Below are 24,286 nucleotides of genomic sequence, written 5' to 3'. Positions count from 1 at the left end.
AGATCTGCTGCAAGGTGGAACTGGAGATGATACTTTGTATGGAGAGAATGGAGAAGATCGTCTTGAAGGTGGTGAAGGTAAGGATAGTTTAGATGGTGGGGCTGGTAATGATCGCCTAGATGGTGGTGTTGGATCAGATACAATGGCTGGTGGGTTTGGGGATGATGTGTATGTGGTGGATGATAGTGGCGATACCGTAACTGAAGGATCAAGTGCGGGTAGAGACAAAGTTGAGAGTTCGGTCACCTATACGTTAGGGGCTAATATTGAGGATTTAACACTTACTGGAACCTCGGATCTTAATGGGACAGGTAATAGTTTAGATAATGTAATCATTGGCAATGCAGGCAATAATACACTTACGGGTAATGCCGGTAATGACCGCCTCGATGGTGGGTTAGGCAAAGACATAATGGTTGGGGGTACAGGTGATGATACCTATGTAGTAGATGATATAGGTGACGTAATCACTGAGAATGTAAGTGAAGGAAAAGATCGTATTGAATCTTCCATTACTTATGCTCTTAGCAGCAATATAGAAGATTTAACCTTAACTGGTTCCACCTCGATTAATGGGACTGGGAATAGCTTGGATAATATTATTACTGGTAATGCTGGGAATAACACACTTACAGGTAATGCTGGTAATGACCGCTTGGATGGTGGTAAGGGATCTGATACATTGATTGGTGGAATTGGTGATGATGTGTATGTGGTGGATGATGCAGGTGATAGTGTAACTGAGAATGCTAGTGAAGGAAAAGACCGGGTAGAAAGTTCTATCAGTTATGTATTGGGTGCTAACTTGGAAGATCTGACTTTAACTGGTACATCAAACATTAATGCGACAGGTAATGATGGTGACAATACCATCAAAGGTAATGATGGGAATAACAGATTAGATGGGGGTAAGGGTAAGGACGCTCTTGTAGGTGGTAAAGGCGATGATACTTATCTTATTGACGATGTTGGTGATATCGTAACTGAGAATAGTAATGAAGGTCGTGATAAGGTTGAAAGCTCACTTACTTATACACTTGGAAATAATCTTGAAGATCTGATCCTTACAGGAATATCTGATTTAAATGGAACGGGTAATGATCTCAATAACAGTATCAAAGGTAATGCAGGTAAGAATAGCCTATCTGGTGGTAATGGCGACGACCGCCTGGCAGGCGGGGGCGGAAGTGATAGTCTTGATGGTGGAAGTGGGATTGATACAGCCACCTATGAAAACTCCACCTCTGGAGTAGAAATTGATTTAGGGAAAGCTGCAACAGATACAACGTATCGTGGCAAGGGTGGTGAAGCAGAGGGGGATAGCTTTAAATCGATTGAAAACTTAATTGGATCAGCCTTCAATGATATCTTAAAAGGAGATACCTATAATAATCGTCTTGATGGTGGTAAAGGATCTGACCGCCTGGCAGGCGGAGGCGGGAATGATGTCTACATTGTAGATGAGAGTGGAGATACCATTACCGAAAATGTGGGTGAAGGTACAGATAGTGTGGAAGCATCTGTAAGTTATACCTTATCAGACAATGTAGAGAATATAACTCTTACTGGATTAAGTCATATCAACGCCACTGGGAATGCTCTTAATAATATCCTGAATGGAAATGATGGGAACAATGTATTGGATGGTAAGGCTGGTTCAGATGTGATGACAGGTGGTAAGGGTGATGATGTGTATGTGGTAGATAGTTCAGATCAGGTCATTGAAAAAGATAATGAAGGATATGATACAATACTTGCCTCACTATCTTACACCCTTGGTAACTATCTAGAAAATTTAACACTAACTGGAACATCAAATCTAAATGGTGTTGGAAATAATCTTGATAACATTCTAACCGGTAATGATGGGAACAACACCTTAAATGGCATGAATGGGGACGACATCCTCTTTGGTAAATTAGGAGATGATATTCTGTATGGCAATTACGGTAATGACGAATTAGTAGGTGGTGATGGTAAAGACATTCTTTACGGGGAATCCGGTAATGATATTCTGCAAGGCGGTGTTGGAGCTGATACATTGGATGGTGGGTTAGGAATTGATACAGCATCGTACCAGGATTCTACTGTGGGTGTAGAGGTTGATCTCTTAAAAGCAGCGATAGATGGTACCTATAGGGCCAAAGGTGGAGATGCAGAAGGAGACAAGCTGAGCTTGATTGAGAATTTAAAGGGGTCATCTTTTGCGGATAAATTAACTGGTGATACAGGTAACAATCGTCTGGATGGTGGTAAAGGAGCGGATCAATTAGTTGGAGGCAAAGGTAATGATATCTATATAGTAGATGATGCAGCTGATACTATTACCGAAAACAGCAATGAAGGTCGTGATGGTGTAGAATCCACAATAAGCTGGACCCTAGGTAATAATTTAGAAGATCTAATACTGAAAGGTAACTCAACTATTGATGGAACTGGAAATATGCTTGCTAACACACTTACCGGCAATAATGGAAACAATACACTGAAAGGGTTAGAGGGTGATGACACACTGGATGGTGGGGCAGGGAATGATACCCTAATAGGTGGGGAAGGATCTGATACCTATATCTTTGGACGTGGCTATGGTCAGGATAAAATAGACAACACCCATACAGATCAAGCCTTAGATCAGATTGTTCTCGGTGATCATATTACCACCGGTCAATTATGGTTTAGCAGACAAGAAGATGATTTAGTGATCCGTATTATGGGAAGTGAAGATAAGCTTACGATCCAGGGATGGTATAAAGATACCAACAAACAAGTAGCACAGTTAGTAACATCGAATGGAGATTGGATAGATGCTACCAGTATTGAGCGGTTACGTGGGGCGATGGCATCGTTAACAGAACCAACAATGGGGCAAACATCTCTCTCAACCAGCCAGCTTGCCACCCTGGATCCTATTCTATCAACGAGCTGGCATAATACAGGACAAATATTTAAGAAATAGGAAATTTTATGAAGTACAAAATAACTTTATTTATATTAATTGTATTTTACATATTTAATTCAAACTATGCTTTTGCTTTAGCTGGAGATATAAATGATAATACAGTTTATAGTTCTGAATATAAAAAATGTTTGGATGCCCCTAATGGTAGATCAATGAATGGACTTGTTCAATGTGCGGGCGAAGAAATAGAAAGATGGAACCCAAAACTTGAAAAAAATATGAAGAATTATTAAAAAAATTTCCTGAAGAAAAAAGATATGATGTGGAATTGGCTCATAATATTGGAAGCAATATCTAGATCAGAGCTGTGAGGTATGGGGTAATTTAATGGGTGGTACACTTGATAACGTTAATTTTGCAAATTGTCGATTGGAAGGTATCGCTAGATGGACAGAAGAGTTAATAGATTATGTATGAATATTATGCTATGGAACATTAGTACGAGGTAAAGGCTATATCTTATTAATATTGTAGCTATTATTTTTAACTGATTGATAAATAGGTATTTAATTATAGGATTTTAAAAATAATAAGAATTTACTTGACAAATTCATAGGAATTTGATAGGAATAGGCATATCAAAGAGTTTTTTTAATCAACATTGATTTATTAATTTGGGCCTTTTTCTTTGGAAAAACTTTGTTTTATGGAGGTTGCGATGCCAAAATTTCTGGATAATTTGTTTTTAGGTAATTTTTTAGATAGCCAACATTGGGTCATAATTTACAAAAGGCATGTTTTTGCGCTTAAATGACTATCACGCATAATTATATCAGGACTGATTATATAATTTTCTAATTATATCAACCTTATTTGATTAATCTTTATTTGTATCTTATCTAAAGAAAGGATTTTGCATGTCAGAATTATTAGGATCTTCTCACTCCTTTACCTATGATCCAATTTTAGCTAAACAAATTTGCGTTAAAATAGCTATGGGTTATGAATTGAAAACGATCTGTGAGCAGGATCAAACATTACCACCCATAGACCAAATTATAACCTGGTTATTAGAAGAAACAGATTTTTATAATCTTTATATTAAGGCAAGGCGGATTCAATCAGATATGATAGTAGATAGGGTAGCCAAGATTGCTAAAGATGCACAAAGTTTTTTAGCTAATCATGAAAAATCGCTTAGTATTAGCCAAAAATTAACATATACCCGTATGGTGATTGGTACAATGAAATGGATTGCTTCAAAACTAAACCCAGACAAATATGGGATAAAAAAACGTAATCCCAATATTGACAAATTAAAGCAAATGGAAATTAAAGCCCTTAAACGTTCAGCTGTGACAGCTCATGTCTAATACATATTTTCAAATGAAATATCTTGCATTATGGTCCATTATATTTAAAACATCATTATATTATATAAAACTCTAATATAACGGGTTACCGCTATAAATATATTTCCTTTTGAAAGCAAGAAAATATGGTCAAAGATATAACGCATAAAACTTTATTATTAAAATTTTGCTTTCTATTTTTAACAATATTTTCTGTATTTATTTACCCTACAAATATTTGGGCGGATGAAGAAGATAATATAATTTATGGTGCAGAATATAATAAATGTGTTGAAAAAGCAGGTAATCAATCCCCCTATGCTCTGGCTGGTTGTATCCAAGATGAAATAAATAAATTAGAAAGCAATGTTGAAAAAATTTATTCTCGCTTGTTAGGTATTTTACCAAACAATTTTAAAAGTGACCTAACCCGCACCCATCAGGCATGGAAAGAATATATAAAACAAAGTTGTGATTTATGGAATAAATTAGAAAATAATACAAATGAAGATGATAAAATGGGATGTCTGTTTCAAGCAAGAATCTTGTGGGGACAGCAACTTCAATCCATGTATAATGATTATAAAAATAAAAATTAGATTATTAATGTTTGCCGCCCTTTGATCCACCTTTTCTCATAGGTTCATGGTTTTCTTTTTTATCTCTCCCACTTCCTCCGGGCTTTTTACCTCCATGATGAACTTTATTAACGGTGGCCCATGCGCGCTTTTCTGCTTCTTTGCTTGAAACGCCCTGTTCTTTATAACCTTCTTCAATATGTTCGGCTTGACGTTTTTGCTTTGATGTATATTTATCTTTATCACCACGGGGCATTTGATAACTCCTTTTTAAGAAAAGGATGACAAAAATTAAATAAAAATTAAATAATTAAAAAATTGTAATATTATAAAGAGGCTATTATAAGTTAATTTATTTTAAAATTAATAAAATTTTTACTTTTTTATTATAAAATAAAAAAAAATATATTAAAATTATTTTAATAAAATTATTTTAAGGATTAAGCAAATGTATAAAAATAAACTTATTTTATTATCTAGCTTTTTAATTGGACTTGGTTTAAGCGCTTGTGCTGATAATATTATTACCCAACCAAACCCAGAACCTACAAGAGAACCTGCTCCTGCCCCGTATATTGCACCAGTGCCACCACTTTCTAATACAATTAATTTAGAAAGCAATGATAATAGTAAAGAAAAAGCATCAGTTCAAAAAGAAGTGAAGGCAGGTCCTGGTCCTAGATCATAAACTACAATTTGTAATAGAAAGGGTTCGTAATAGAAACCCTTTCTATTAGATTATGTAATTTTTAAGAAATGAATCTATTAATTGCTAATTATTATTAGCAGTTTTCTTTAAGTTATTTTTAATATGGGTTGGTAATTTTCTCCAATCGCAATTTTGGATAGCGCCTTCAAGAGCATAAAGAAAATTTAAAGTTATTCCTTTTCCAAATACCATTTTAAGACGATACCAAGTTTCAACGGCACCCAATTTCTTTAATTGTTTAGGGGTTTTAATATCAATTTCATAAAGTTGCCTTACGGAAACAGCACCAAGGTTTTTCATATCTGATAAGCATTTTGAATTAGTGGTTTTCATACCTGTTATTTAATAACTTTTTATAAGAACAAAATGTGCTATACATATTTGTAAATTAATATGACCTGTTTTATCCATGAATTCTAGGTAATTAAGACATGAGATGTTTTGTTTAAAAGCTTTTACAGCTTCTTCAGCATCATTTTTAGATTGCCAGTAAACTAAATCTGCATAATACCCTTGTTCTTCTTTAAGTAAATCACGTCTAATAAATCCTTTTTGTTTTGATAAAAATTGCTGTTGCATAATATCTGATGCGATTAAAAACTTTTGTTCATCAATATTAGTTTTTAAGACAAATGGCGCCCATTCAACAATAATATTGGTCATAATATACATACTCCATAAATAATGATTTTTAATAATGATATTGATAAATATGACATAATAAGACATATTTTATTATGGGTCGAAATGCAGATAAAATAAGAATTAATCGTCTAGATGAATTGCTGGCATTGTTAAAATCGGATGATTTTTTTACAGCCAATGAATTAGCAAGAAAAATTGGTGTTAGTCATCGAACGTTAATGCGTGATTTGGACCTTTTAAAAAACAAAGGTATACCTATTGAATCATCTTTGGGTAGAGGAGGTGGTATCCGCCTTTATAAATATTGGAGCATTGGTAAAATTAATTTTGATTATTATGAAATAGTAGATCTTTTGCTAAGTTTAGCAATTATGGAGAAAATAGGATCAAAAATTTTTTTAACCCATTTAAAAACTGTGAGAAATAAAATTTATGCTATTTTTCCATCGGTGCAAAAAGACAAGATTCTTTCTTTAAGAAAAAGAATATTAATTGGCAATCAAGCATCTCTAAATGTTGTTCATAAATATAAACAACCTTCCTCATCAATAATATATAAAATTCATGAAGCTTTTTTCGGCATGAAAAATCTTATGATATATTATGTGGATGAAGATAATAAAAAAACACGACGTGTTGTTGAACCACAGTATTTATTTCTTAATTGGCCTGTGTGGTATTTACTTACCTGGGATCATTTAAAAAATGATATAAGATTGTTTAGAATTGATCGGATTATGAAAGCTGATATTCAAGCAAGTAATTTTACATTGCATTCGACGAAGTTGTTTTTAAAATTTGTAGGTATATATGGTAATTCAATTTAATAATTTTATGTGCTGGCAACTTTAACATCTTTTTTATTTTGCTTATTAAATGCACGGCATGATTGGGCACAAAGGCGACACAGATTAGCACAATGGTTCATCTTTTCACCCCCAATTTGTTCACATGCTTCGGCACATGCTTCACAAACATCGGCGCAAACATTTACCACAGATAAATATGATTCTGAATTACGTACCATAAAATCTGCTGTTGTTTGACATATTTGAATACAATCTGTCATCAATTTAACATGCCGGCTCTCTGCATGTTTGCCACCCACAACAAGACAATGATTATAAAGTGTTTCTTCGCATTCTGTGCGGCAATCCCAACAAAGAGAAATGCATTCTTTAATATGTGTAGGATCCAGTTTCATATTCATGTTTTCCTCCCTGAATGAACAGTCGTGCATACAAAATATAAAACTATTAATTGTTATCTAACAATATAAAGTATGTAGGTAAATTATAAAGAATGCATAAATTTAGATTTATTAGGCTGCTAAATCAAAAATAAGAATTTCTGATTTTTGATCTGCTTTGAAAATTAAATCCTTTTCATCGCGAATAGCTATTCCATCACCTTGATTAACCATATGTTGATTAATAACAGCCTGACCCGATGCCATCTGAACCCATAATAGTCGATCTTTTTCTATTGTATGGCTAAAAGATTGATTGGCATCTAAATCCAATACAGACATAGAAGCATCTTGATGTATACGTAAACTATCGTTACGCCCATCTTGAGATACTAAAAGAGTTAATTGATTATTTTTTCGTTTATGTGAAAAATTCTTTTGTTCATAGGATGGGGTTATGTCTTGTTGGTTAGGAATAATCCAAATTTGTAATAAATGAACAAGATGATCTTTTTGGGGATTAAATTCGCTGTGGGTGATACCGGTGCCTGCACTCATCCGCTGGACATCACCCGGTACAATAATTGATCCATTACCTAATGAATCTTTATGTTCCAATTTACCATCAAGGATATAGGTAATAATTTCCATATTTTGATGGGAATGGGGGGCAAATCCCATGCCTGGTTTAACAATATCTTCATTAATCACACGTAAATGACCAAAACCCATATGATTAACGTCTTGGTATCCACCAAAACTGAAACTATGTTTACCATGAAGCCAATTAATTTTGGTTTCACCACGGTCATTTGATTTACGTATTTTTATCATGATTAATCCTTAAGTGAATAGTTGCTATTCAGGATGTTTTTCCACTTGTTCTTCTATTTTACGATCAGGGATAATCCACATTACTGCCACAGCAGCATATAAAATAACCGAAATCCATGGATAAACAAATGATAAAAGCATTGCACCTGCATAGATTATTGCAGAGATAATACCTTTGTAATTTTTTTCAAGGGCTTTGGTTATCATGGCACTTCTGTTATGGAGATGAAGCAAAGATACAGTCAAGATATTATATGCAACAGCCGCCATAAATAGCACAAATCCATAAAGGGCCACAGGCAAGGGGGCAAAATGATTTTCACCCATCCATCCTGTTGTAAAAGGTATAAGCGATAACCAGAATAACAAATGTAGATTTGTCCACAAAATCATCCCATTAATTTTATCGGCAGCGCGCAATAAATGATGGTGATTATTCCAATACATACCTACGTAAACGAAACTTAAAACATAACTTAACATAGTAGGGACCAAAGGTTGCAATTCAGCAAAAGACTCACCATGGGGTACCTTCAATTCCAAAACCATGATGGTGATAATGATGGCAATTACACCATCGCTAAATGCCTCAAGCCGTGTTGTGTTCATGGGTTTTCCTTTTTATTTTATCAATTAATTAGTCTTTTTTCCTAAATATACTACTTGGACCGGTTCATTTTTTAGCATAGAAACTAACCATGAATCAGTTGTGTCAGGTAATTCTAACCAATATGAATGTAATAATCTCAAAATTCTATCTGACCATTCTGTCCAAGAATATTTTTGTCCATGTGACTTTGTGTTAAATGGATTTTTTATATGAAGTATTTCACTACAATAATCATAAAGTTCTTCAAAATCGTCTTGTGTTAGATAATCATTTGCCCACTTTTTAGATTTAAAAATAAATAGTTTTGTAAAAGGATCATTTTCTAAAACTCCAGGATCTGGATAAAATTGTGGATTTAATTCTTCTATACACTTAAGAATACTTTTTGATTTATAATGCATATACCACTTTTCATACGCATAAGAGTATTTTTCTTTGTTAGCTATTAAAGAAGAAAAAGCTATAAGTTCTAAAATTTTTCTAAATTGTAATGCAATTATTTCATTATTATAAGTTTCTGATTGTAACGATATTTTATTTGTAAGAACATCATAAATAAAGAGTAATTTCTCTCTAATTTTCTCTATATGATTCATATATAATAATATATCTCTATTGTTTTGATAGGATATATTCATTCAAACCCTTCATCATGTAGATTGCATACCATCCAAGATAGGTTAGGCTGGATAGGGGACTGGAAATAAACCGGGGTGCAATTTGGTAAATTAACAAAGGGCATGGATAATGTTTTATGAATGGCCCAATAAACACCCCCATGGGCTACAACCAAAATGGGACCAGGTAATTGCAGGGCATGATTTAATCCATCAATAACACGTTTGCTAAAATCATTGAATATTTCAGCATCATTTATATATCCATTCTGGCTCCACTGTTCGAACCAGGATTCATCATGGTGGACCTTACCCTCAATCGATCCCCAAGAACATTCTTTCAATTCATCAATAATATGAATGGGTTTTGGAATTGATCGGGTAATAATTTCTGCGGTTTGATGGGCACGTTTCAACGGGCTGGTAACAATGGTGGTGAATTTAATGTTGTGTAATAACCCAATTGAATCTTTGGCTTGCTGCAAACCACGATCATTGAGATCAATATCTTGCTGGCCCATGGGACGATGTTGTTTATTCCAATCCGTTTCCCCATGCCGCATAAAATAAAATGATTTATGAACTAAGGTCATTTTGATCATATTTAAAATTTAAAAGGTATTTTTTATTTAGGTCAAAACAATTTTCTAATCTATGTTTTGATAATTTTTTTAAAATTTTATTAATTATATTTATATGTTGGATTTCAGATAGACAATCTAATTCCAGGCTTTTTTTATTGTTGTATCTGATAATATGAGAAATAGCATGCCGAACACTTTGTTTAACATACTTACCAAAATTTACTTTTTTTGTGGTAAATAATGGATTATTTAAAATTTGACTGATTTTTTGTTGATCATCCAAGAATAGTATATGAATTGTATTGTTAATATAATCAACAGCACGATTATCATCTTCAAAAGGATAAACTAGGGAATGCCAAAAAAATAAAAATTTAGAGTATACATTATGATTAGCGAGTGCTTGCCTATACAAACTGGATAGAGCTACTTGGTCATCATTTTTTATTATAACTACTTCACATAAATCATTAACTTTTTCTTCAACAGAAATTAATCTATAGGAAGTGCTATAGCCACCTTTATATTCTCTTAAAGAACTATTCAATATTTGGTACTGTCCAGGTTCTGGCAATATTTTATAATTATCAGCTAAAGCTAGGGCGCTCAAAAATTGTGTAATAATCTTATAACATTTGTCTGAGTTTTCATCAGAATTAAATTGACCTATTAAAGTATCTGAATGATTCTGAATAAAACTTGGAATGTATTTGAAATCTATATTTTGATATGTAAAATAAAATGGATCAATTTTTTTGAATCCTAATGAACTGTGTACTGCAACAGAGTAGAATTTATATTTCATCTCTTCCATTCATTCTTTAAATAGTAAAATAGAATTATTAGGATTGCGATTAAGTTTGGGTGTTTTTCCTTTAGCAACAGTCTGCCAATCATTAAACTAAAATTATTTTATTCATGTTTTTGTAGATAAGAATATATTTTTTCTTGGATATCTTTAGGTTGGTGATCAATTGCGGATTTTACTGTTTTAATACAAGAGCGTAATTCATAAACCTGATCTAATAAATTTAAAATAATATCCATCTCATTATCATTGATCATTAATTCGTGATGTAATTGATGGACCAGTTTGATACGATAAATATCAATTTCTTCAAAATAAAAGACGTGATGCTCAACAATAGGACGCACCCAGTCACGATCAATGTAATTTTCTAATGTTACCCGGTCTAACGTCACCTGGCCCAAATTATTTTCTAATTTTAATAAAACTTCGTCAATTGTGATCATAAGTTTTATCCTCTGGTTTGGCGTGGATTATAACTGTGCTTGTTTGACCATTGTTTAATTATTTGTTCTAAATCAGAATCAATTGTTGGGGGCATTACAATTTTTAATTTTACAAATTGATCTGCGCCTTTAATACCTTTCCCTTTTAACCGTAAACTTGCCCCGCTATTGGCACCCTTGGGTATGGTCATATCAACAGACCCATGAATGGTAGGGACCTGAATTTTACTGCCCAATATGCTTTCATGAAATCCTATGGGAATTTCTGTATAAATATCATTTCCCTTACGGGTATAAAAGGGGTGGGACTTGATATGAATTTCAATATAGGCATCACCATTTTGCCCACGGGAATTTTTGCCCCCTTGACCTTTGAGACGCAATTGTTTTCCCTCTTCAATACCCTCAGGAATTGTGATGCTAAGGTTACGTCCATCGGGAAGGGTTACTTGTTTGCTCCCACCCTTAGCTGCTTCTAGGAAATCAATTTCAATGGTATAATGTGTATCTGCAGACCCGCGGTTAAAGTCAGGGTGATATTCATCATAATTACCTTGCCTGCTTTTAAAAAATGACCCAAATAAATCATCTAAATCAATATCTGGTCTTTGACCACTTGATTGATAGGAATACCGTCTTGCCTGTGGTCCCTGGGCATAATCCCGATAAAATTGCTGTTGGGTGGGTTGTCCTTCCATATCAATATCACCCCGATCGTAAGATGCACGTTTTTCTTTATCAGATAAAAGATCATAGGCCGTGGTAATTTCTTTAAATTTTACCTCAATATCTTTTTTACCCGGATTTAAATCTGGATGGTATTTTTTGGCAAGTTTACGAAAAGCAGATTTTATGTCTGCATCACTTGCATTTTTAGCCACGCCTAAAATTTCATATGGATTTTTTGCCATAATTTATTACACATGAGGTTACTAATAAATGCAAGTAGTACTTTTGCTTAATTGATAAGAATGAGATTGATTTTTGATTTTTAACTATTAAAGTTAAATTGCAATTATATTATAATATGATTATAATTAAAATCATCTATGATTGAAACAAAAACTATTGCTGTTCGTTTAATTCCTAAAGCTTCATCTAACCGTATTGGGAATATGCGTCTTTTACCTAATGGTGAAGAAAGATTAATTATTTATGTCACAGCAATACCGGATCAAAACCAAGCCAATAATGCGATGCTTCGTTTATTAGCAAAATATTTGAAAGTGCCACAATCACATTTAGCAATAATTCAAGGCCATTAAAATAGTAATAAGCTGATTAAAATAGAATGAAACCTAGAAAAATAATTAAAGAAGAAAGAACAGCACGTCTTACAATCCTTGTTGATCCCAACAAGAAAAAAGTATTTGAAAATTTATGTAACCATTTGGATGTAACTCCCTCGCAGGTACTGCGCCAAATGATCCGCGATTTTTTAAATAAACATAACGTTATTTGGAAGACAAAAAATGAATAATAAAATGTGTAAGAATAAGCATTAACGTCAGATGATATTAAAAATTTGTACTCTATTTCCTTTGGGTATTGCTCTTAGAAATTCTTTGAAAAAGGGTTATAATTTCCAAACCTTTAAAAGTGATTTAAGTGCTGGTTTTATTGTGTCATTGGTAGCTTTACCTTTAGCCATGGCTTTATCGATTGCGGTTGGCCTTCCTCCGCAGCATGGTCTTTATACAGCGATTGTTGCAGGAATTATTGTACCATTGCTTGGTGGTTCTATTCCTCAAGTTACTGGTCCAACAGCAGCCTTTGTTGTTATTGTTGCGCCTATTGTTACTACTTATGGACTGCGAGGGTTGCTTATTGCAACCATTCTTGCTGGTATTTTATTAATTATTTTTGGAATGGTGAAGTTGGGTCGTTATATTAATTATATACCTTACCCTGTCACCACTGGTTTTACATCTGCTATTGCTGTAGTTATTGCAACTTTGGCTCTTAATGATTTTTTGGGATTAGGTATTAATCAATTACAAGGTAATTATGTTGATAAAGTTTTATTGATTATTAATGCTATACCTTCTTTCCATTGGCAAGAGACATTGATTGGTATGGTGTCTCTTATCATTATGTTGACTTCGAAATGGTTTATACCTAAGATTCCAGGACCTATAGTGGGTATTAGTATGGGTGCTATTTTAGCTTATCTTTTGGCCCAGAATGGATTTGATATTGCAACAATTGGCAATCGCTTTAGTTACTTTCTTTCCAATGGAGAAATAAGATATGGCATACCACCTTTTTCTCCAACTTTTCATTTCTTTGGATTAGATCATTCTAAATTATTTGCCTTACCAACTTTTCAAGAAATTCGCCATTTAATTATACCTGCTTTAGTCATTGCTACACTTGGTGCTTTAGAATCCTTGCTTTCAGCTGTGGTTGCCGATGGTTTGACAGGAAGCAAACACCATCCCAATGCGGAATTAATGGCTGTAGGTATAGGAAATATTTTATCAGGTTTAGCTTTAGGGATTCCTGCAACCGGCGCAATTGCCAGAACAGCAACCAATATTCATCATGGAGTTAAAACACCTTTAGCTTCTTCCTTTCATGCTGTTATGCTTTTAGGATATGTTATGTTATTTGCGCCTATTATGTCTTATATACCTATGGCATCCTTGGCAGCCTTGTTACTTGTTGTTGCATATCATATGTCCCATTATAAGCAATTTGTTCGTACTATTAAGATTGCACCACTTAGTGATACGATTGTTTTACTTACTTGTTTTAGTTTAACAGTATTTACAGATATGGTTATAGGAATAACTGCTGGGGTTATTCTTTCATGCTTTTTATTTATTCAACATATTGCAAGATTAACCCAATCACAAATTAGTCATGGTGCTATAAATCATCATCCACATTCAAAACATTTTAATCTTCCTAATGATGTAATGATTTATCATATCAATGGATCAATCTTTTTTGGCACTATTGAAAAAGCATTTGATCGTACTGGTTTTATCCAGGATCATATTTCCACATTAATTATTGATATGCAAAATGTACCTTTTATTGATATGAGTGGTTTGGTTGCAATGAAAACAATGATTTTAGACTTTCAAAGAAAAGATAGAAAAATTATCCTTTGTGGTCATTCACATATAATAGGAAAGATTTTGCAGAAATTGCCTTATCATATTCAAAAAATAATTTATGCAGTTGAAACTTTAGATCAAGCTGTCATCCTATTAAAACAAAAATAAGAATCTGTTTTTTGCTTTACACATTAATAATAACTTTTAAAGCCTGGGTTAGATGCAGATTGAAAAATTTCATAAGATTCTAAAATTTTATCCAAAATAAAATGATGTGTAATCAATTGTTTAGGATTAAGTTTATTAGATTGTACAGTTTTTAACAATGTTGGAGTTATTATAGTATCAACCAATCTAGTTGTGATAGTAATATTATGCCCCAAAGTTTTTTTAAGATGAAGATCAGTTTTAACACCATGTACACCAATATTAGTGGTAGTATACATCTGGCGCAATAATATTTTCACATTACAAAGTGGCAGAAATGCCAACAGCTTTGACTCTTTTTTTCCAGGCCCTTGATAAATTAGTGCTTTCACATAGAAATCCTTTCTTAATTAAGAAATGTTAAAAGCATTTAAATTTAAATGGTTGATTGGAGTCAAATCTTATAAAGAAAATTTAAAGTACCTATAATTTCTTTATAAAAATTGCTTCTTTGACTATACTTAATTTAGGTAAAAAAAGCTATTTTAAAAGAAATCAGATAAAAATAATAATTGTACTGCTAAGAATTTGATAATATTAATTTGCGAAAGGTAAAAAAATGAATATAACAGAAATGATTTACTGGGATCATTATTACAATATGATCCAATTGATTAATTTATCTATTGTTATTGTTTTATTTATACTTTTACGTTTATTTTTAGGTGCGATTGTCCATATTAATACATCCCACGAATTATTTAAAAAAGATAATCCGGCCTTTGGCATTTCATTAGCAGCAGCTACATTGGCGGTTACTATTATGTTAAGTGGTACGGTTTATGGGGATGGGGATAGTACCATATTTGATTCTGCTCTTTCGGTTGGGTTATTTGGTCTTTTTGGTATTTTACTTATGGCATTGACCCGTATGATTTTTGAAAAAATTACCTTATCTTCGATATTAATTCGGGATGAGATTGTTAAAGGTAATATAGCGGTTGCCATTGCTGATGCAGGTAATGTTCTAGCTGCTGCCATTATTATTCGCGCGATCATGATTTGGGTAACAGCCGCATCCATTGAAGGGATAACAATTTTGTTGGGTGGATATGCTTTATCCCAAATCGTTTTAACTGTGATGACTGTGATAGCTATTAAATTTTTTGGTAGATTGAATAAAGATGCAGATTTTTATAATGAATTAAATACAAATAATATTGCATTGGCTGTACGTTTTGCTGGCGAGAAAATTGGCGCTGCTTTTGCCATTGCCACAGCTGCACAAATTGTGGTTTATGATGAATATAATATTATAAATATATTGGCTGCCTGGTTTATTGTGCTTATTGGAATTGTAATTATTTGGCGGGTTCTTAGCTGGCTTACCTGCCAAATTATTCTTTATAAAGCAGATATTAATGATGAGGTTGTGCGTCAAAAAAATGTTGCGGTGGGTGCTTTGCAAGCTGTAATTTATATTTCAATAGGATTATTAATATTACAGTTATAAAGAATAAATGAAGGAAATTAAATTTATTTTTAATTTCCTTCATTACATAAAATTAGTGCGCTGCTATTTTAATAGATGATCGTAATCGCAGATAAAAATAAAGACCTACAATAAATTCTAATATCATATTTTCAATTTCTGTTACAGTAATTATATTGCCAAACATATTGTGTACTTGAATATCAATTTCTCCGCGGCTAAGAGATGTGCCATTTATTGCCATGGCTGCTATATACCACATTTTGCTGATAAACATACCCAAACCAGTTGTAAAATTAATTATGCCAATAAGTACAACTTCTAATATAAAAACCTGTACTGCAATTGGAAAACCAATACAAATATAACGTTCAATAAATTCTTTATTATCACCCTTTGCATTGGCACAATAACATAAAATGGTACCAAAGAAAATAATTGCTAAATTAAACCCATCCACCCACCATGAAGGTTCTTCTACCTCACTAATCCAATTATTAAATAAGGATGAATTAATAATTTCAAAAAATAAAATATAGATTATTAAATAATAAAATCTTTCTTTTGGGGGAACGGTTTCTGCTTTAAATCGTCTAGCAAGTTCCCTATCATTAAAAAAATTCATGAAATTGCCCTTTAAAAAAATGTATTTATAATTAATGATTAAATAATAGCAAATTTAAATCAGATTTAAAATTAACTTTTGTTATTATATTGATAAAAATTTTTTATTAGGAGAATTTGATGACATATGTTGACGGTTTTTTAATTCCTGTGCATAAAGATAAAATTGATCTTTATAAACAACTGGCAACCAAAGCTGCTAAAATTTGGATTGAATATGGGGCCTTGGATTTTAAAGAAAATGTGGCTGAAGATACCAATGTGGCAGATGGTATGTTGTCATTTTCTAAAGTAATGAATCCTAAGCAAGATGAAATAGTTGTATTTTCGTTCATTGTTTTTAAATCACGTGCCCACCGGGATGAAGTGAACGCCAAGGTTATGGCAGATCAACGTCTTAAAGATGAATGTAAGGATATGCCTTTCGATTTTGAACGTATGGTGTATGGTGGGTTTGAAACAATTGTTGATTTAAAAGGTAATTAAATTTTAAGGAGTTTTTTATGCAATATAAAGGTGGATGCCATTGTGGTAATGTTCGTTTTGAAGTAAATATGGAAATTGATAAGGTTGTATCTTGTAATTGTTCAATTTGCTCTAAAAAGGGGCATTTAATGGCCTTTACATCGGATGAAAATTTTAAATTAATATCAGGTTCTGAATCCTTGGGTGATTATCAATTTGGTAAAAAAAATATTCATCATTTTTTTTGCAAACATTGTGGGATAAGTTCGTTTGGTAAAGGTACCTTACCTCAAGGTACAGTTATGCGTGCAATTAATGTGCGTTGCCTAGATGATATAGATGTAAGTAAATTTCCTGTGACTGAATATGATGGTAAAAGTTTATAAAAATTTATGTTTTAAACAAATTAAAAATTAGTATGAAAATTCTTGGCCTTATTGGTGGGATGAGCCCAGAATCCACAACCATTTATTATCGTCTGATTAACGAGCTGGTTAAAAAACGCCTTGGGTCTTTGCATTCGGCAAAGCTTTTGCTTTGGTCTTTTGATTTTAATGAAATTGCCGAACTTCAATCTGCAGGAAATTGGGATCATGCAACAAATTTAATGATTGATGCTGGATTACGTCTTAAAAAAGCGGGGGCAGATGCTTTGGTGATTTGTACCAATACCATGCATAAAATGGTGGACGCAATTGAACAAGAAACAGATTTGCCCTTGATCCATATTGCTGATGCCACAGCTGTTGTAATTAAACCCCGACAAGTAAAAGAGGTTGGATTATTGGCCACACGTTTTACTATGGAACAAGATTTTTATAAAAATTGCCTATTAAAAAATGGCATTAAAACCATTACTCCCAATGATATGGAACGCACAATAATTCATGACATTATTTATAATGAATTATGCCATGGTATTGTGAATGAAAAATCTAAAACCCAATATATTGAAATTATCAATGAATTGATTGGACAGGGTGCGGAAGGAATTATTCTTGGGTGTACAGAAATCGGTATGCTCATTAAACAGGAAGATGTATCTGTACCTGTTTTTGATACCACCTTGCTCCATGCACAGGCTGCTGTGGATTTTGCTCTATCTTAATTATAATTGTCTATACTATAGATTTAAGTACTGCTTTCTATATCAAAACGCTTAACCGCGTATTGCTGCTTCGATTTTTGCAACATCAATTTTCTGCATATCCATCATTGCTTTGAACGCGCGTTTTGCGACATCACCACCTTGTGCCATGGCGTCGGTTAAAACACGTGGTGTAATTTGCCATGATATACCCCATTTATCTTTACACCAACCACATACGCTTTCAGTACCACCGTTGTTAACAATAGCATTCCAATAAAGATCCGTTTCTTTTTGATTTTCGGTTGCTATTTGAAAAGAGAAGGCTTCATTGTGCTTAAACATGTCACCACCATTAAGGCCAAGGCATGGTATGTCACATACAGTGAACTCAACGGTCAAAACATCGCCTGCTTTACCACCTGGAAAATCGGATGGTGCACGACATATCGCGCCAACAGTACTATCTGGAAAAACTTTGGCATAGAATTTTGCGGCTTCTTCAGCATTATGATTATACCAAAGACAGATTGTGTTCTTCTTCATAATTGTCCTTCCTATTTATATAAAAATAATGGATGTTGATTAACAAGGCGTTGTTAATAATGAATTTTATTGTTCAAATAATGGCAGTTCAAATAATGGCGGAGGGAGAGGGATTCGAACCCTCGATAGGGTTTTATCCCTATAACGGTTTAGCAAACCGTCGCCTTCAGCCACTCGGCCACCCCTCCGCAGAATTAATGAGCAGCTTTATTAGTCACGACGTATGCTGTTCTATTTTTAAAGGGCAAATGATTATATTGTCAATGCTTTTACACAAATATGTATTTTAATGTATACTAACGAATAATCGCTACATTTTTAAAATTATAGTTGGGTAGATATTATGGAAATCGGTTCTGTTTCATTAAAAGGGTCAAGGGTGCATTTAATTCCTATGGATATTAATCATCTGGATGACCTTTATACAGCAATACTTGCTGATAATAAGTGGCAAGATACCTGGAAATATCGGGTTGAAAAGGTCCAAACCAAAGAAGATTTAAAGAATTATATGGAAATTGCCCTGGCCGGTGTTGCAAAGAAAGAAATTATTCCTTTTACAATTTTTGATATGGAACTTAATAAAATTGTGGGAACAACACGTTTTGCTGATATTTCAACCCAAGGAAAATTTTTGGAAATTGGATGGACAACAATTTCTCCAGAGGTTATGCGTACAAAAGTTAACACTGAATGCAAATTTTTGTTATTAAAACATTGTTTTGAAGATTTACAATTTGTCCGCGTTGTTTTTAAAACAATGTCTTTTAACCATCGTTCTCAACAGGCCATTTTACGTCTTGGTGCTAAGAAAGAGGGTGAATTTCGCTGGGTGGCTCAGAAAGATGGTGAATATGTGAATGTTGTTTATTTCAGCATTATTCAACCAGAATGGCCAGAGGTTAAGCAAAAACTTGAGGGATTTTTATTTAAATAAAATTTTATTATTTAAATTATTCAAAAACTTTTAATCCTTTTTGAACAGCCGGGCGATTATTAATTTGATCATGCCATCGTTTTAGATTTGGAAATTCATTAATATTAATGTCTTGTCTTGGCCATAATTTTATCCAAGGAAAGGTGGCAATATCCGCAATAGAATAATCATCGGCCAAAAATTCATGTGATCCTAGCCTTTGATCTAATACTTTATAAAGTCTTTTACCTTCATTCGTATAGCGATCAATCGCATAGGGAATAGATTCGGGGGCATAATGACGGAAATGATGAATTTGTCCTAACATCGGTCCAACGCCCCCCATTTGGAACATCAACCATTGAAGTGTTGTTATCCTTTGAATAGGATCCTCTGACAAAAGCTTCCCTGTTTTTTCGGCCAGATAAATTAAAATGGCGCCGGATTCAAAAATGGCAATGGGTTTTTGGTTGGGGCCATCTGAATCAACCAAGGCAGGAATTTTGTTATTAGGGTTTATTTTAAGAAAATCAGATTTAAATTGATCACCCTTGGTAATATCAATGGGATGAAGATTATAGGATAAATTTAATTCTTCTAGGGCAATATGAATTTTATGGCCATTGGGGGTGGGCCAACTGTAAAGTTCGATCATGGAAACCTTTAAAACTATAGGGTAAAAGTTGATTGTAGATTTGACCAATAAAAATAGACACGGTAAAATAAGCTTATCTTTTTATTGCTTACTTGCCAAGCACATAAAGCCATGCTATGCGAATTTATGAAAGGACACGTAGCTCAGCGGCAGAGCACCACGTTGACATCGTGGGGGTCACTGGTTCGATCCCAGTCGTGTCCACCATTATATATTTTGATCACATGGTCATTAACACATGCCAACACAACAAAAAAGATGTTTTTGGGTTAATTTAGATAATCAACTTTATATTGATTATCATGATCATGAATGGGGTGTACCCATTTATGATGATCAAAAGCTTTTTGAAATGATTATTCTAGAAGGTGCCCAAGCAGGATTAAGTTGGGAGACTGTGCTCAAAAAAAGAAAGGCCTATCAAAAACATTTTTTGAATTTTGATGCCCATAAAATAAGTAAATTTACCCAAAAGGATATTGATAAATTATGTCAAAATCCAGAAATTATCCGCAATCGTTTAAAAATTGAATCGACCATAAGCAACGCCAAAGCTTTTTTAAAAATTAAAGAAACAGAAAGCTTCAGCGATTTTTTATGGCAATTTGTTGATGGAAAACCCATAAAAAATTCTTGGCGACAAAGGGGGCAAGTGCCGGCCTTTACAAAAGAAAGCGATTTGATGAGCAAAGAATTAAAGAAAAAAGGTTTCCGTTTTGTTGGAAGCACCATTTGCTATGCCTTTATGCAGGCCGTTGGCATGGTGAGTGATCATACAATTGATTGTTTCCGTTATACAAAAGTCAATGGTAAAAAATAATAATATTGATAGAGATGATGTTATTACCTTGCTTTCTGGATCCGACCTTCGTTCAATCGGACAGGTTAATTATATTATTGACCAAGTTCAAAAAAATAAATTACCTATAGCCGATTTATTTGCGGCAATTTTTTATTCAGATGAGGGTGTGCGAATGCGCGCTGCTGATGCGCTTGAAAAAATTTCTGCCCATAATCCTTTAATACTTAAACCTTTTAAAAAGCAGATCCTTAATAAAGTATCAAAGATTACAAGGCAAGAGGTGCGCTGGCATTTGGCCCAAATTTTACCACGTTTATCTCTAACAAAAAAGGAAAGGGATACGGCATTTATTCTTTTGAAAGAATTTTTAAAAGACCAAAGCAAAATTGTTCGAACTTTCGCTCTTCAGGCTTTAACAGATATTGCCCTTCAAGATCCAATTTATATCCAGGAAACAATAAATATTGTTAAGAATGCGTTACAAAAAGGAAGCCCTGCTATGAAAAGCAGGGCTAAAAAACTTATAAAGCAATTAGAACAATAAATTAATTTGCTTTGATAAATGTGACAGGGTGAATTTCCCAAATGGACCTGGACGTGCAGTCTTTTTTACCTTTATTGGTCTCCGACATAATAAAGCTGGTATTATAGAAAAGTTGTCCAACGACTTGAACAGGTGTCGATACAATGGATCTTTCTTGGCCTATTTTTAATTCTTTTTTTTGTAACATTTGCTCTTCGACAATTCTTCTTGCTTCATGCAAGGCTGGTTTTAATTTTTCATCTTGAACTAGTTTGGATGTATCTGATGGGATGGCTGCAATAACACATCGGCCATCACTTATTGTGTTGGCGATGATTTGAATTGTGTACGTATTATCCTTTTGGCGAATAATATAATTAGCCCATCCACTAATCATGACAGGATCACCTTCACTCATATTTAAAGGATTAAGAAAGGGGGCTAATCTTTGGTTTTCATAACGCGGATCATTTTTAAGAACTTCGTTCTTAGGTCCTGGAATATTATAAAATTCACCAAAGGTTAAATCTTTGGGTTGTTGAAAATTAACGGTACTTAAAATACTATTTTTTATTGTAGCTCTACGGCCTTGAGCATTAGCTTCAAGCCCTGTGATTAGACATAAAAATATAAACATTATTTTTACTAAAGATGTTTTAAAAAAACGAAACATCAGATTTTCCTTATTTAAAATATTTTAATATACTTCGATAGTTTTTTTATATATGTTAATCATGAAATTTTAAATAGTTTTTATTATTTCGTTACTTAATATAGGTAAAAAATCTATGCATAATGTGCGATCTTCAACCCCCGATGATGAATTAAAAATCCAAGCCCTTTATAAAAAAGTTGCCAGAATTAGCGGAGGTATTGCTGTAAGAGAGGATGAAGTATCAATTGACTATATCAAAGATTTTATGAAAAAATCTATGCCTAATGGGTTTAATCTGGTTGTTGACCATCCAACTATTTCCACAGAAATTATTGGGGAGGTACATTGCTATCCCCTACAACCCAGGATCTTTAATCATGTATTAGGGGAATTAACTATTGCGGTTGATCCAGATTTTCATAGGATGGGTGTTGGAAAAAACTTGCTTGGGACTTTGCAAACACTTGTTAAGACAAAACGGCCTGATATTTTACGAATTGAATTATTTACCAATGAAACGAATACCAAATCTCTTGCCCTTTATGAACGAATGGGATTTATACGGGAAGGGAAATTGATGCATAGATTAAAATGGGATAAAAACACAATTGAGGCAGATATCCCACTAGCCTGGTTTAATCCTAATTATCATAATATTAAATGATATAAATTTTTATACTTATGGCTAATAGCTTTCAACTTATAGCTAAAAAATATTTCTGACATTAATAAAATTATTACATAATAAAGTTAATTATTTTAAATTAACAATTAATTTTGGAGATATTATGCAATTTTTTAGAAATTCTGTAATTTTGTTAAAAAATAAAAATTTAATTAATTTATTTTCTGATAATACTACATCTAAAAATAAGCTTTTCCTATTTTTTGAAAATCTAATCGCGGATGGTACAAATGGTAATGATTTTTTAACAGGAAGAGATGAAGAAAGAAATACCATTCATGGTTATGGTGGAAATGATGTTATATTGGGTGCGAATGATGAAGATGTATTATATGGTGATGATGGTGATGATAATATTTGGGCTGGTGACAGTGATGACGTAGTTGAAGGCGGGGATGGTAATGATGTATTGTTTGGTGGTAATAATGACGATAACCTCTTTGGCAATAATGGGGATGATACATTATTAGGAGGTAATGGAAAGGATTTTCTTTCTGGCGCAGATGGGGATGATGTAGCATCTGGTGGGAATGGTGATGATTTTATTCGAGGTGGAAATGGACATGATACTCTTTATGGTGGGGACGGTAATGATACTATAGAAGGAGGGTTTGATGAATCTGGTGATACAATTTACGGTGAGTATGGAGATGATATTCTTGCAGGTAATGAAAACTATAGTGATTTTTTGTATGGTGGAGATGATAATGATAAGTTAGATGGTTATGGTGGTAATGATGTTCTTAATGGCGGTGGTGGTAATGATACATTATATGGTGATTATGGTGATACAACTCTTTTAGGGGGGGACGGTAATGATTTAATTATAACGGCAAGTACTCCTTTTATGACAGGGGATTCCGAATCTGGGTTAACTGTTGTTGTGGCAGGGGCAGGAAATGATACAATTATAAATTACCATGATAAATATTCGGATCAAATTGATGGTGGAGCTGATGATGATACAATTAAATTTATAGATTCATTCGATATTCCGGGTCTTCTGGCTCAATATACATTTAGATATGTTAATCCTACAACTTTTACGACTACTTATAAAATATCCGGTATAATAGATACTTATTCTAATATAGAATATATTGAAACATATTCTACCCGTATATCAGTTAGCGATTTATTTAAGATGATTCCTGTTGTAGCAGAAAGTGATGGATCTGTTTTAAGGCAAGCTATAGCTGGATTTGATGTCGATCTGGTTGGTATAACAGAAAGTTCTAAACTTAATAATGTAAATACTTATCAATCATTTTTAACAGCAAGTTTAGACCTAAAAAATCTTTAAAACAATATATATTAATAAAGCCTGATAGATGACTTATTAGGCTTTATTAA

At 33.2% G+C, this 24,286-nt stretch carries 33 protein-coding genes, 2 tRNA genes and 1 pseudogene; 19 read left to right on the top strand and 17 right to left on the bottom strand.

From position 1 onward, the window contains the following. From K1X44_06000 to K1X44_05985, 4 genes are all read left to right on the top strand, one after another. Positions 1-2,956: hypothetical protein (locus tag K1X44_06000; protein MBX7146842.1), on the top strand; the 2,956-nt coding region annotated here is incomplete at its 5' end. Between the two features lie 8 nt (positions 2,957-2,964). Continuing rightward, complete coding sequence (locus K1X44_05995) at positions 2,965-3,192, top strand: hypothetical protein (GenBank protein MBX7146841.1); 228 nt, start codon at positions 2,965-2,967, stop codon at positions 3,190-3,192. Positions 3,193-3,816: 624 nt separating this feature from the next. Continuing rightward, the gene (locus K1X44_05990; protein ID MBX7146840.1) at positions 3,817-4,272 is read left to right on the top strand and encodes a hypothetical protein; all 456 of its coding nucleotides are present in this window, start codon (positions 3,817-3,819) and stop codon (positions 4,270-4,272) included. Between the two features lie 125 nt (positions 4,273-4,397). Continuing rightward, on the top strand, positions 4,398-4,850 hold the full coding sequence (locus tag K1X44_05985) for a lysozyme inhibitor LprI family protein (GenBank protein ID MBX7146839.1): 453 nt from the start codon (positions 4,398-4,400) through the stop codon (positions 4,848-4,850). Positions 4,851-4,863: 13 nt separating this feature from the next. Here the strand turns inward: K1X44_05985 and K1X44_05980 are convergent. Continuing rightward, a pseudogene (locus K1X44_05980) lies at positions 4,864-5,085 on the bottom strand (plasmid stabilization protein). Between the two features lie 192 nt (positions 5,086-5,277). Between K1X44_05980 and K1X44_05975 the strand changes: the two are divergent. Further along, positions 5,278-5,517: a hypothetical protein gene (locus tag K1X44_05975; protein MBX7146838.1), complete on the top strand. Its 240-nt coding sequence runs from the start codon at positions 5,278-5,280 to the stop codon at positions 5,515-5,517. A gap of 84 nt (positions 5,518-5,601) precedes the next feature. Here the strand turns inward: K1X44_05975 and K1X44_05970 are convergent, their stop codons facing one another. Beyond that, positions 5,602-5,871, bottom strand: coding sequence for a TfoX/Sxy family protein (locus K1X44_05970; GenBank protein MBX7146837.1), 270 nt, complete (start codon positions 5,869-5,871; stop codon positions 5,602-5,604). Positions 5,872-5,880: 9 nt separating this feature from the next. Further along, a complete protein-coding gene (locus tag K1X44_05965; protein ID MBX7146836.1) occupies positions 5,881-6,201 on the bottom strand; it encodes a hypothetical protein in 321 nt (106 codons plus the stop codon). 74 nt (positions 6,202-6,275) lie between these two features. Between K1X44_05965 and K1X44_05960 the strand changes: the two genes are divergently transcribed. Then, positions 6,276-7,010, top strand: a complete 735-nt coding sequence (locus K1X44_05960; GenBank protein MBX7146835.1) for a WYL domain-containing protein — start codon at positions 6,276-6,278, stop codon at positions 7,008-7,010. A 5-nt stretch (positions 7,011-7,015) separates the two neighbouring features. Here K1X44_05960 and K1X44_05955 read toward each other — a convergent pair whose 3' ends face one another. The 8 genes from K1X44_05955 to K1X44_05920 all read right to left on the bottom strand — a co-directional run bounded on the left by K1X44_05955 (position 7,016) and on the right by K1X44_05920 (position 12,182). Beyond that, positions 7,016-7,393: a four-helix bundle copper-binding protein gene (locus tag K1X44_05955; GenBank protein MBX7146834.1), complete on the bottom strand. Its 378-nt coding sequence runs from the start codon at positions 7,391-7,393 to the stop codon at positions 7,016-7,018. Positions 7,394-7,504: 111 nt separating this feature from the next. After that, positions 7,505-8,206 carry a pirin family protein gene (locus K1X44_05950; GenBank protein MBX7146833.1) on the bottom strand — a complete coding sequence of 234 codons (702 nt, stop codon included), beginning with the start codon at positions 8,204-8,206 and terminating at the stop codon, positions 7,505-7,507. Between the two features lie 24 nt (positions 8,207-8,230). Beyond that, positions 8,231-8,815 carry a TMEM175 family protein gene (locus K1X44_05945; GenBank protein MBX7146832.1) on the bottom strand — a complete coding sequence of 195 codons (585 nt, stop codon included), beginning with the start codon at positions 8,813-8,815 and terminating at the stop codon, positions 8,231-8,233. Between the two features lie 24 nt (positions 8,816-8,839). After that, the gene (locus tag K1X44_05940; GenBank protein MBX7146831.1) at positions 8,840-9,454 is read right to left on the bottom strand and encodes a hypothetical protein; all 615 of its coding nucleotides are present in this window, start codon (positions 9,452-9,454) and stop codon (positions 8,840-8,842) included. Then, the gene (locus K1X44_05935) at positions 9,451-10,026 is read right to left on the bottom strand and encodes a histidine phosphatase family protein (GenBank protein ID MBX7146830.1); all 576 of its coding nucleotides are present in this window, start codon (positions 10,024-10,026) and stop codon (positions 9,451-9,453) included. The genes K1X44_05940 and K1X44_05935 overlap by 4 nt, the downstream gene beginning before the upstream one ends. Further along, positions 10,010-10,831, bottom strand: coding sequence for a hypothetical protein (locus K1X44_05930; GenBank protein ID MBX7146829.1), 822 nt, complete (start codon positions 10,829-10,831; stop codon positions 10,010-10,012). The genes K1X44_05935 and K1X44_05930 overlap by 17 nt, the downstream gene beginning before the upstream one ends. A gap of 98 nt (positions 10,832-10,929) precedes the next feature. Then, a complete protein-coding gene (locus tag K1X44_05925; protein ID MBX7146828.1) occupies positions 10,930-11,271 on the bottom strand; it encodes a chaperone modulator CbpM in 342 nt (113 codons plus the stop codon). A gap of 5 nt (positions 11,272-11,276) precedes the next feature. Beyond that, complete coding sequence (locus K1X44_05920) at positions 11,277-12,182, bottom strand: J domain-containing protein (GenBank protein MBX7146827.1); 906 nt, start codon at positions 12,180-12,182, stop codon at positions 11,277-11,279. 138 nt (positions 12,183-12,320) lie between these two features. On the opposite strand from K1X44_05920, the gene K1X44_05915 reads away from it, so the two are divergent. The 3 genes from K1X44_05915 to K1X44_05905 are packed head-to-tail and all read left to right on the top strand — an operon-like array spanning position 12,321 to position 14,504. Beyond that, on the top strand, positions 12,321-12,536 hold the full coding sequence (locus K1X44_05915; protein ID MBX7146826.1) for a DUF167 domain-containing protein: 216 nt from the start codon (positions 12,321-12,323) through the stop codon (positions 12,534-12,536). 26 nt (positions 12,537-12,562) lie between these two features. Then, complete coding sequence (locus K1X44_05910; GenBank protein MBX7146825.1) at positions 12,563-12,751, top strand: CopG family transcriptional regulator; 189 nt, start codon at positions 12,563-12,565, stop codon at positions 12,749-12,751. A gap of 31 nt (positions 12,752-12,782) precedes the next feature. Further along, positions 12,783-14,504 (top strand): STAS domain-containing protein, encoded by a 1,722-nt coding sequence (locus tag K1X44_05905; GenBank protein MBX7146824.1) that lies wholly within the window; start codon positions 12,783-12,785, stop codon positions 14,502-14,504. A gap of 23 nt (positions 14,505-14,527) precedes the next feature. Here the strand turns inward: K1X44_05905 and K1X44_05900 are convergent, their stop codons facing one another. Then, a complete protein-coding gene (locus K1X44_05900; protein ID MBX7146823.1) occupies positions 14,528-14,875 on the bottom strand; it encodes a hypothetical protein in 348 nt (115 codons plus the stop codon). A 227-nt stretch (positions 14,876-15,102) separates the two neighbouring features. On the opposite strand from K1X44_05900, the gene K1X44_05895 reads away from it, so the two are divergent. Continuing rightward, positions 15,103-15,996 carry a DUF350 domain-containing protein gene (locus tag K1X44_05895; protein MBX7146822.1) on the top strand — a complete coding sequence of 298 codons (894 nt, stop codon included), beginning with the start codon at positions 15,103-15,105 and terminating at the stop codon, positions 15,994-15,996. A gap of 52 nt (positions 15,997-16,048) precedes the next feature. Here K1X44_05895 and K1X44_05890 read toward each other — a convergent pair whose 3' ends face one another. Then, entirely contained in the window at positions 16,049-16,600 is a 552-nt protein-coding gene (locus K1X44_05890; protein ID MBX7146821.1) for a hypothetical protein, read from the bottom strand. Between the two features lie 119 nt (positions 16,601-16,719). On the opposite strand from K1X44_05890, the gene K1X44_05885 reads away from it, so the two are divergent. Genes K1X44_05885 through K1X44_05875 form a run of 3 tightly spaced genes read left to right on the top strand, consistent with a single transcriptional unit; the run spans position 16,720 to position 18,172 of the window. Then, complete coding sequence (locus tag K1X44_05885; GenBank protein ID MBX7146820.1) at positions 16,720-17,085, top strand: DUF1428 domain-containing protein; 366 nt, start codon at positions 16,720-16,722, stop codon at positions 17,083-17,085. A 17-nt stretch (positions 17,086-17,102) separates the two neighbouring features. Beyond that, positions 17,103-17,450, top strand: a complete 348-nt coding sequence (locus tag K1X44_05880; GenBank protein MBX7146819.1) for a GFA family protein — start codon at positions 17,103-17,105, stop codon at positions 17,448-17,450. A gap of 32 nt (positions 17,451-17,482) precedes the next feature. Beyond that, positions 17,483-18,172: an aspartate/glutamate racemase family protein gene (locus K1X44_05875; GenBank protein ID MBX7146818.1), complete on the top strand. Its 690-nt coding sequence runs from the start codon at positions 17,483-17,485 to the stop codon at positions 18,170-18,172. Between the two features lie 51 nt (positions 18,173-18,223). Here K1X44_05875 and K1X44_05870 read toward each other — a convergent pair whose 3' ends face one another. Together K1X44_05870 and K1X44_05865 are read right to left on the bottom strand one after the other, a co-directional pair. Continuing rightward, positions 18,224-18,697 (bottom strand): VOC family protein, encoded by a 474-nt coding sequence (locus K1X44_05870; protein ID MBX7146817.1) that lies wholly within the window; start codon positions 18,695-18,697, stop codon positions 18,224-18,226. 96 nt (positions 18,698-18,793) lie between these two features. Next, positions 18,794-18,885 (bottom strand) — tRNA-Ser (locus tag K1X44_05865). 155 nt (positions 18,886-19,040) lie between these two features. Between K1X44_05865 and K1X44_05860 the strand changes: the two genes are divergently transcribed. Next, positions 19,041-19,634, top strand: a complete 594-nt coding sequence (locus K1X44_05860) for a GNAT family N-acetyltransferase (protein ID MBX7146816.1) — start codon at positions 19,041-19,043, stop codon at positions 19,632-19,634. Between the two features lie 16 nt (positions 19,635-19,650). Here the strand turns inward: K1X44_05860 and K1X44_05855 are convergent, their stop codons facing one another. Then, positions 19,651-20,268, bottom strand: a complete 618-nt coding sequence (locus K1X44_05855; protein ID MBX7146815.1) for a glutathione S-transferase N-terminal domain-containing protein — start codon at positions 20,266-20,268, stop codon at positions 19,651-19,653. Positions 20,269-20,400: 132 nt separating this feature from the next. Here K1X44_05855 and K1X44_05850 point away from each other — a divergent pair. The 3 genes from K1X44_05850 (at position 20,401) to K1X44_05840 (ending at position 21,614) form a co-directional block, all read left to right on the top strand. After that, a tRNA-Val gene (locus K1X44_05850) sits at positions 20,401-20,475 on the top strand. 31 nt (positions 20,476-20,506) lie between these two features. Next, the gene (locus K1X44_05845) at positions 20,507-21,088 is read left to right on the top strand and encodes a DNA-3-methyladenine glycosylase I (protein MBX7146814.1); all 582 of its coding nucleotides are present in this window, start codon (positions 20,507-20,509) and stop codon (positions 21,086-21,088) included. Continuing rightward, on the top strand, positions 21,075-21,614 hold the full coding sequence (locus K1X44_05840; GenBank protein MBX7146813.1) for a hypothetical protein: 540 nt from the start codon (positions 21,075-21,077) through the stop codon (positions 21,612-21,614). Before K1X44_05845 ends, K1X44_05840 begins: the two co-directional genes overlap by 14 nt. Position 21,615: 1 nt before the next feature. Here the strand turns inward: K1X44_05840 and K1X44_05835 are convergent, their stop codons facing one another. Beyond that, a complete protein-coding gene (locus tag K1X44_05835) occupies positions 21,616-22,266 on the bottom strand; it encodes a hypothetical protein (GenBank protein MBX7146812.1) in 651 nt (216 codons plus the stop codon). Between the two features lie 115 nt (positions 22,267-22,381). Between K1X44_05835 and K1X44_05830 the strand changes: the two genes are divergently transcribed. Together K1X44_05830 and K1X44_05825 are read left to right on the top strand one after the other, a co-directional pair. Next, positions 22,382-22,912, top strand: coding sequence for a GNAT family N-acetyltransferase (locus K1X44_05830; GenBank protein ID MBX7146811.1), 531 nt, complete (start codon positions 22,382-22,384; stop codon positions 22,910-22,912). A 124-nt stretch (positions 22,913-23,036) separates the two neighbouring features. After that, positions 23,037-24,236: a hypothetical protein gene (locus K1X44_05825; GenBank protein MBX7146810.1), complete on the top strand. Its 1,200-nt coding sequence runs from the start codon at positions 23,037-23,039 to the stop codon at positions 24,234-24,236. Positions 24,237-24,286 lie beyond the last annotated feature (50 nt).

The organism is Alphaproteobacteria bacterium (assembly GCA_019695395.1).
In the GTDB taxonomy this organism is placed as follows: Bacteria; Pseudomonadota; Alphaproteobacteria; order JAEUKQ01; family JAIBAD01; genus JAIBAD01.
The sequence above is the reverse complement of the archived record's forward strand: the minus strand, read 5'-3'. Positions and strand labels throughout refer to the sequence as shown.

What these genes read in the sequence shown, in the direction of transcription:
- K1X44_05995 (MBX7146841.1), top strand. Translation starts at nt 2,965, where the DNA reads ATGAAGTACAAAATAACTTTATTTATATTAATTGTATTTTACATATTT.
- K1X44_05990 (MBX7146840.1), top strand. Translation starts at nt 3,817, where the DNA reads ATGTCAGAATTATTAGGATCTTCTCACTCCTTTACCTATGATCCAATT.
- K1X44_05985 (MBX7146839.1), top strand. Translation starts at nt 4,398, where the DNA reads ATGGTCAAAGATATAACGCATAAAACTTTATTATTAAAATTTTGCTTT.
- K1X44_05975 (MBX7146838.1), top strand. Translation starts at nt 5,278, where the DNA reads ATGTATAAAAATAAACTTATTTTATTATCTAGCTTTTTAATTGGACTT.
- K1X44_05970 (MBX7146837.1), bottom strand. Translation starts at nt 5,871, where the DNA reads ATGAAAACCACTAATTCAAAATGCTTATCAGATATGAAAAACCTTGGT.
- K1X44_05965 (MBX7146836.1), bottom strand. Translation starts at nt 6,201, where the DNA reads ATGACCAATATTATTGTTGAATGGGCGCCATTTGTCTTAAAAACTAAT.
- K1X44_05960 (MBX7146835.1), top strand. Translation starts at nt 6,276, where the DNA reads ATGGGTCGAAATGCAGATAAAATAAGAATTAATCGTCTAGATGAATTG.
- K1X44_05955 (MBX7146834.1), bottom strand. Translation starts at nt 7,393, where the DNA reads ATGAATATGAAACTGGATCCTACACATATTAAAGAATGCATTTCTCTT.
- K1X44_05950 (MBX7146833.1), bottom strand. Translation starts at nt 8,206, where the DNA reads ATGATAAAAATACGTAAATCAAATGACCGTGGTGAAACCAAAATTAAT.
- K1X44_05945 (MBX7146832.1), bottom strand. Translation starts at nt 8,815, where the DNA reads ATGAACACAACACGGCTTGAGGCATTTAGCGATGGTGTAATTGCCATC.
- K1X44_05940 (MBX7146831.1), bottom strand. Translation starts at nt 9,454, where the DNA reads ATGAATATATCCTATCAAAACAATAGAGATATATTATTATATATGAAT.
- K1X44_05935 (MBX7146830.1), bottom strand. Translation starts at nt 10,026, where the DNA reads ATGACCTTAGTTCATAAATCATTTTATTTTATGCGGCATGGGGAAACG.
- K1X44_05930 (MBX7146829.1), bottom strand. Translation starts at nt 10,831, where the DNA reads ATGGAAGAGATGAAATATAAATTCTACTCTGTTGCAGTACACAGTTCA.
- K1X44_05925 (MBX7146828.1), bottom strand. Translation starts at nt 11,271, where the DNA reads ATGATCACAATTGACGAAGTTTTATTAAAATTAGAAAATAATTTGGGC.
- K1X44_05920 (MBX7146827.1), bottom strand. Translation starts at nt 12,182, where the DNA reads ATGGCAAAAAATCCATATGAAATTTTAGGCGTGGCTAAAAATGCAAGT.
- K1X44_05915 (MBX7146826.1), top strand. Translation starts at nt 12,321, where the DNA reads ATGATTGAAACAAAAACTATTGCTGTTCGTTTAATTCCTAAAGCTTCA.
- K1X44_05910 (MBX7146825.1), top strand. Translation starts at nt 12,563, where the DNA reads ATGAAACCTAGAAAAATAATTAAAGAAGAAAGAACAGCACGTCTTACA.
- K1X44_05905 (MBX7146824.1), top strand. Translation starts at nt 12,783, where the DNA reads ATGATATTAAAAATTTGTACTCTATTTCCTTTGGGTATTGCTCTTAGA.
- K1X44_05895 (MBX7146822.1), top strand. Translation starts at nt 15,103, where the DNA reads ATGAATATAACAGAAATGATTTACTGGGATCATTATTACAATATGATC.
- K1X44_05890 (MBX7146821.1), bottom strand. Translation starts at nt 16,600, where the DNA reads ATGAATTTTTTTAATGATAGGGAACTTGCTAGACGATTTAAAGCAGAA.
- K1X44_05885 (MBX7146820.1), top strand. Translation starts at nt 16,720, where the DNA reads ATGACATATGTTGACGGTTTTTTAATTCCTGTGCATAAAGATAAAATT.
- K1X44_05880 (MBX7146819.1), top strand. Translation starts at nt 17,103, where the DNA reads ATGCAATATAAAGGTGGATGCCATTGTGGTAATGTTCGTTTTGAAGTA.
- K1X44_05875 (MBX7146818.1), top strand. Translation starts at nt 17,483, where the DNA reads ATGAAAATTCTTGGCCTTATTGGTGGGATGAGCCCAGAATCCACAACC.
- K1X44_05870 (MBX7146817.1), bottom strand. Translation starts at nt 18,697, where the DNA reads ATGAAGAAGAACACAATCTGTCTTTGGTATAATCATAATGCTGAAGAA.
- K1X44_05860 (MBX7146816.1), top strand. Translation starts at nt 19,041, where the DNA reads ATGGAAATCGGTTCTGTTTCATTAAAAGGGTCAAGGGTGCATTTAATT.
- K1X44_05855 (MBX7146815.1), bottom strand. Translation starts at nt 20,268, where the DNA reads ATGATCGAACTTTACAGTTGGCCCACCCCCAATGGCCATAAAATTCAT.
- K1X44_05845 (MBX7146814.1), top strand. Translation starts at nt 20,507, where the DNA reads ATGCCAACACAACAAAAAAGATGTTTTTGGGTTAATTTAGATAATCAA.
- K1X44_05840 (MBX7146813.1), top strand. Translation starts at nt 21,075, where the DNA reads ATGGTAAAAAATAATAATATTGATAGAGATGATGTTATTACCTTGCTT.
- K1X44_05835 (MBX7146812.1), bottom strand. Translation starts at nt 22,266, where the DNA reads ATGTTTCGTTTTTTTAAAACATCTTTAGTAAAAATAATGTTTATATTT.
- K1X44_05830 (MBX7146811.1), top strand. Translation starts at nt 22,382, where the DNA reads ATGCATAATGTGCGATCTTCAACCCCCGATGATGAATTAAAAATCCAA.
- K1X44_05825 (MBX7146810.1), top strand. Translation starts at nt 23,037, where the DNA reads ATGCAATTTTTTAGAAATTCTGTAATTTTGTTAAAAAATAAAAATTTA.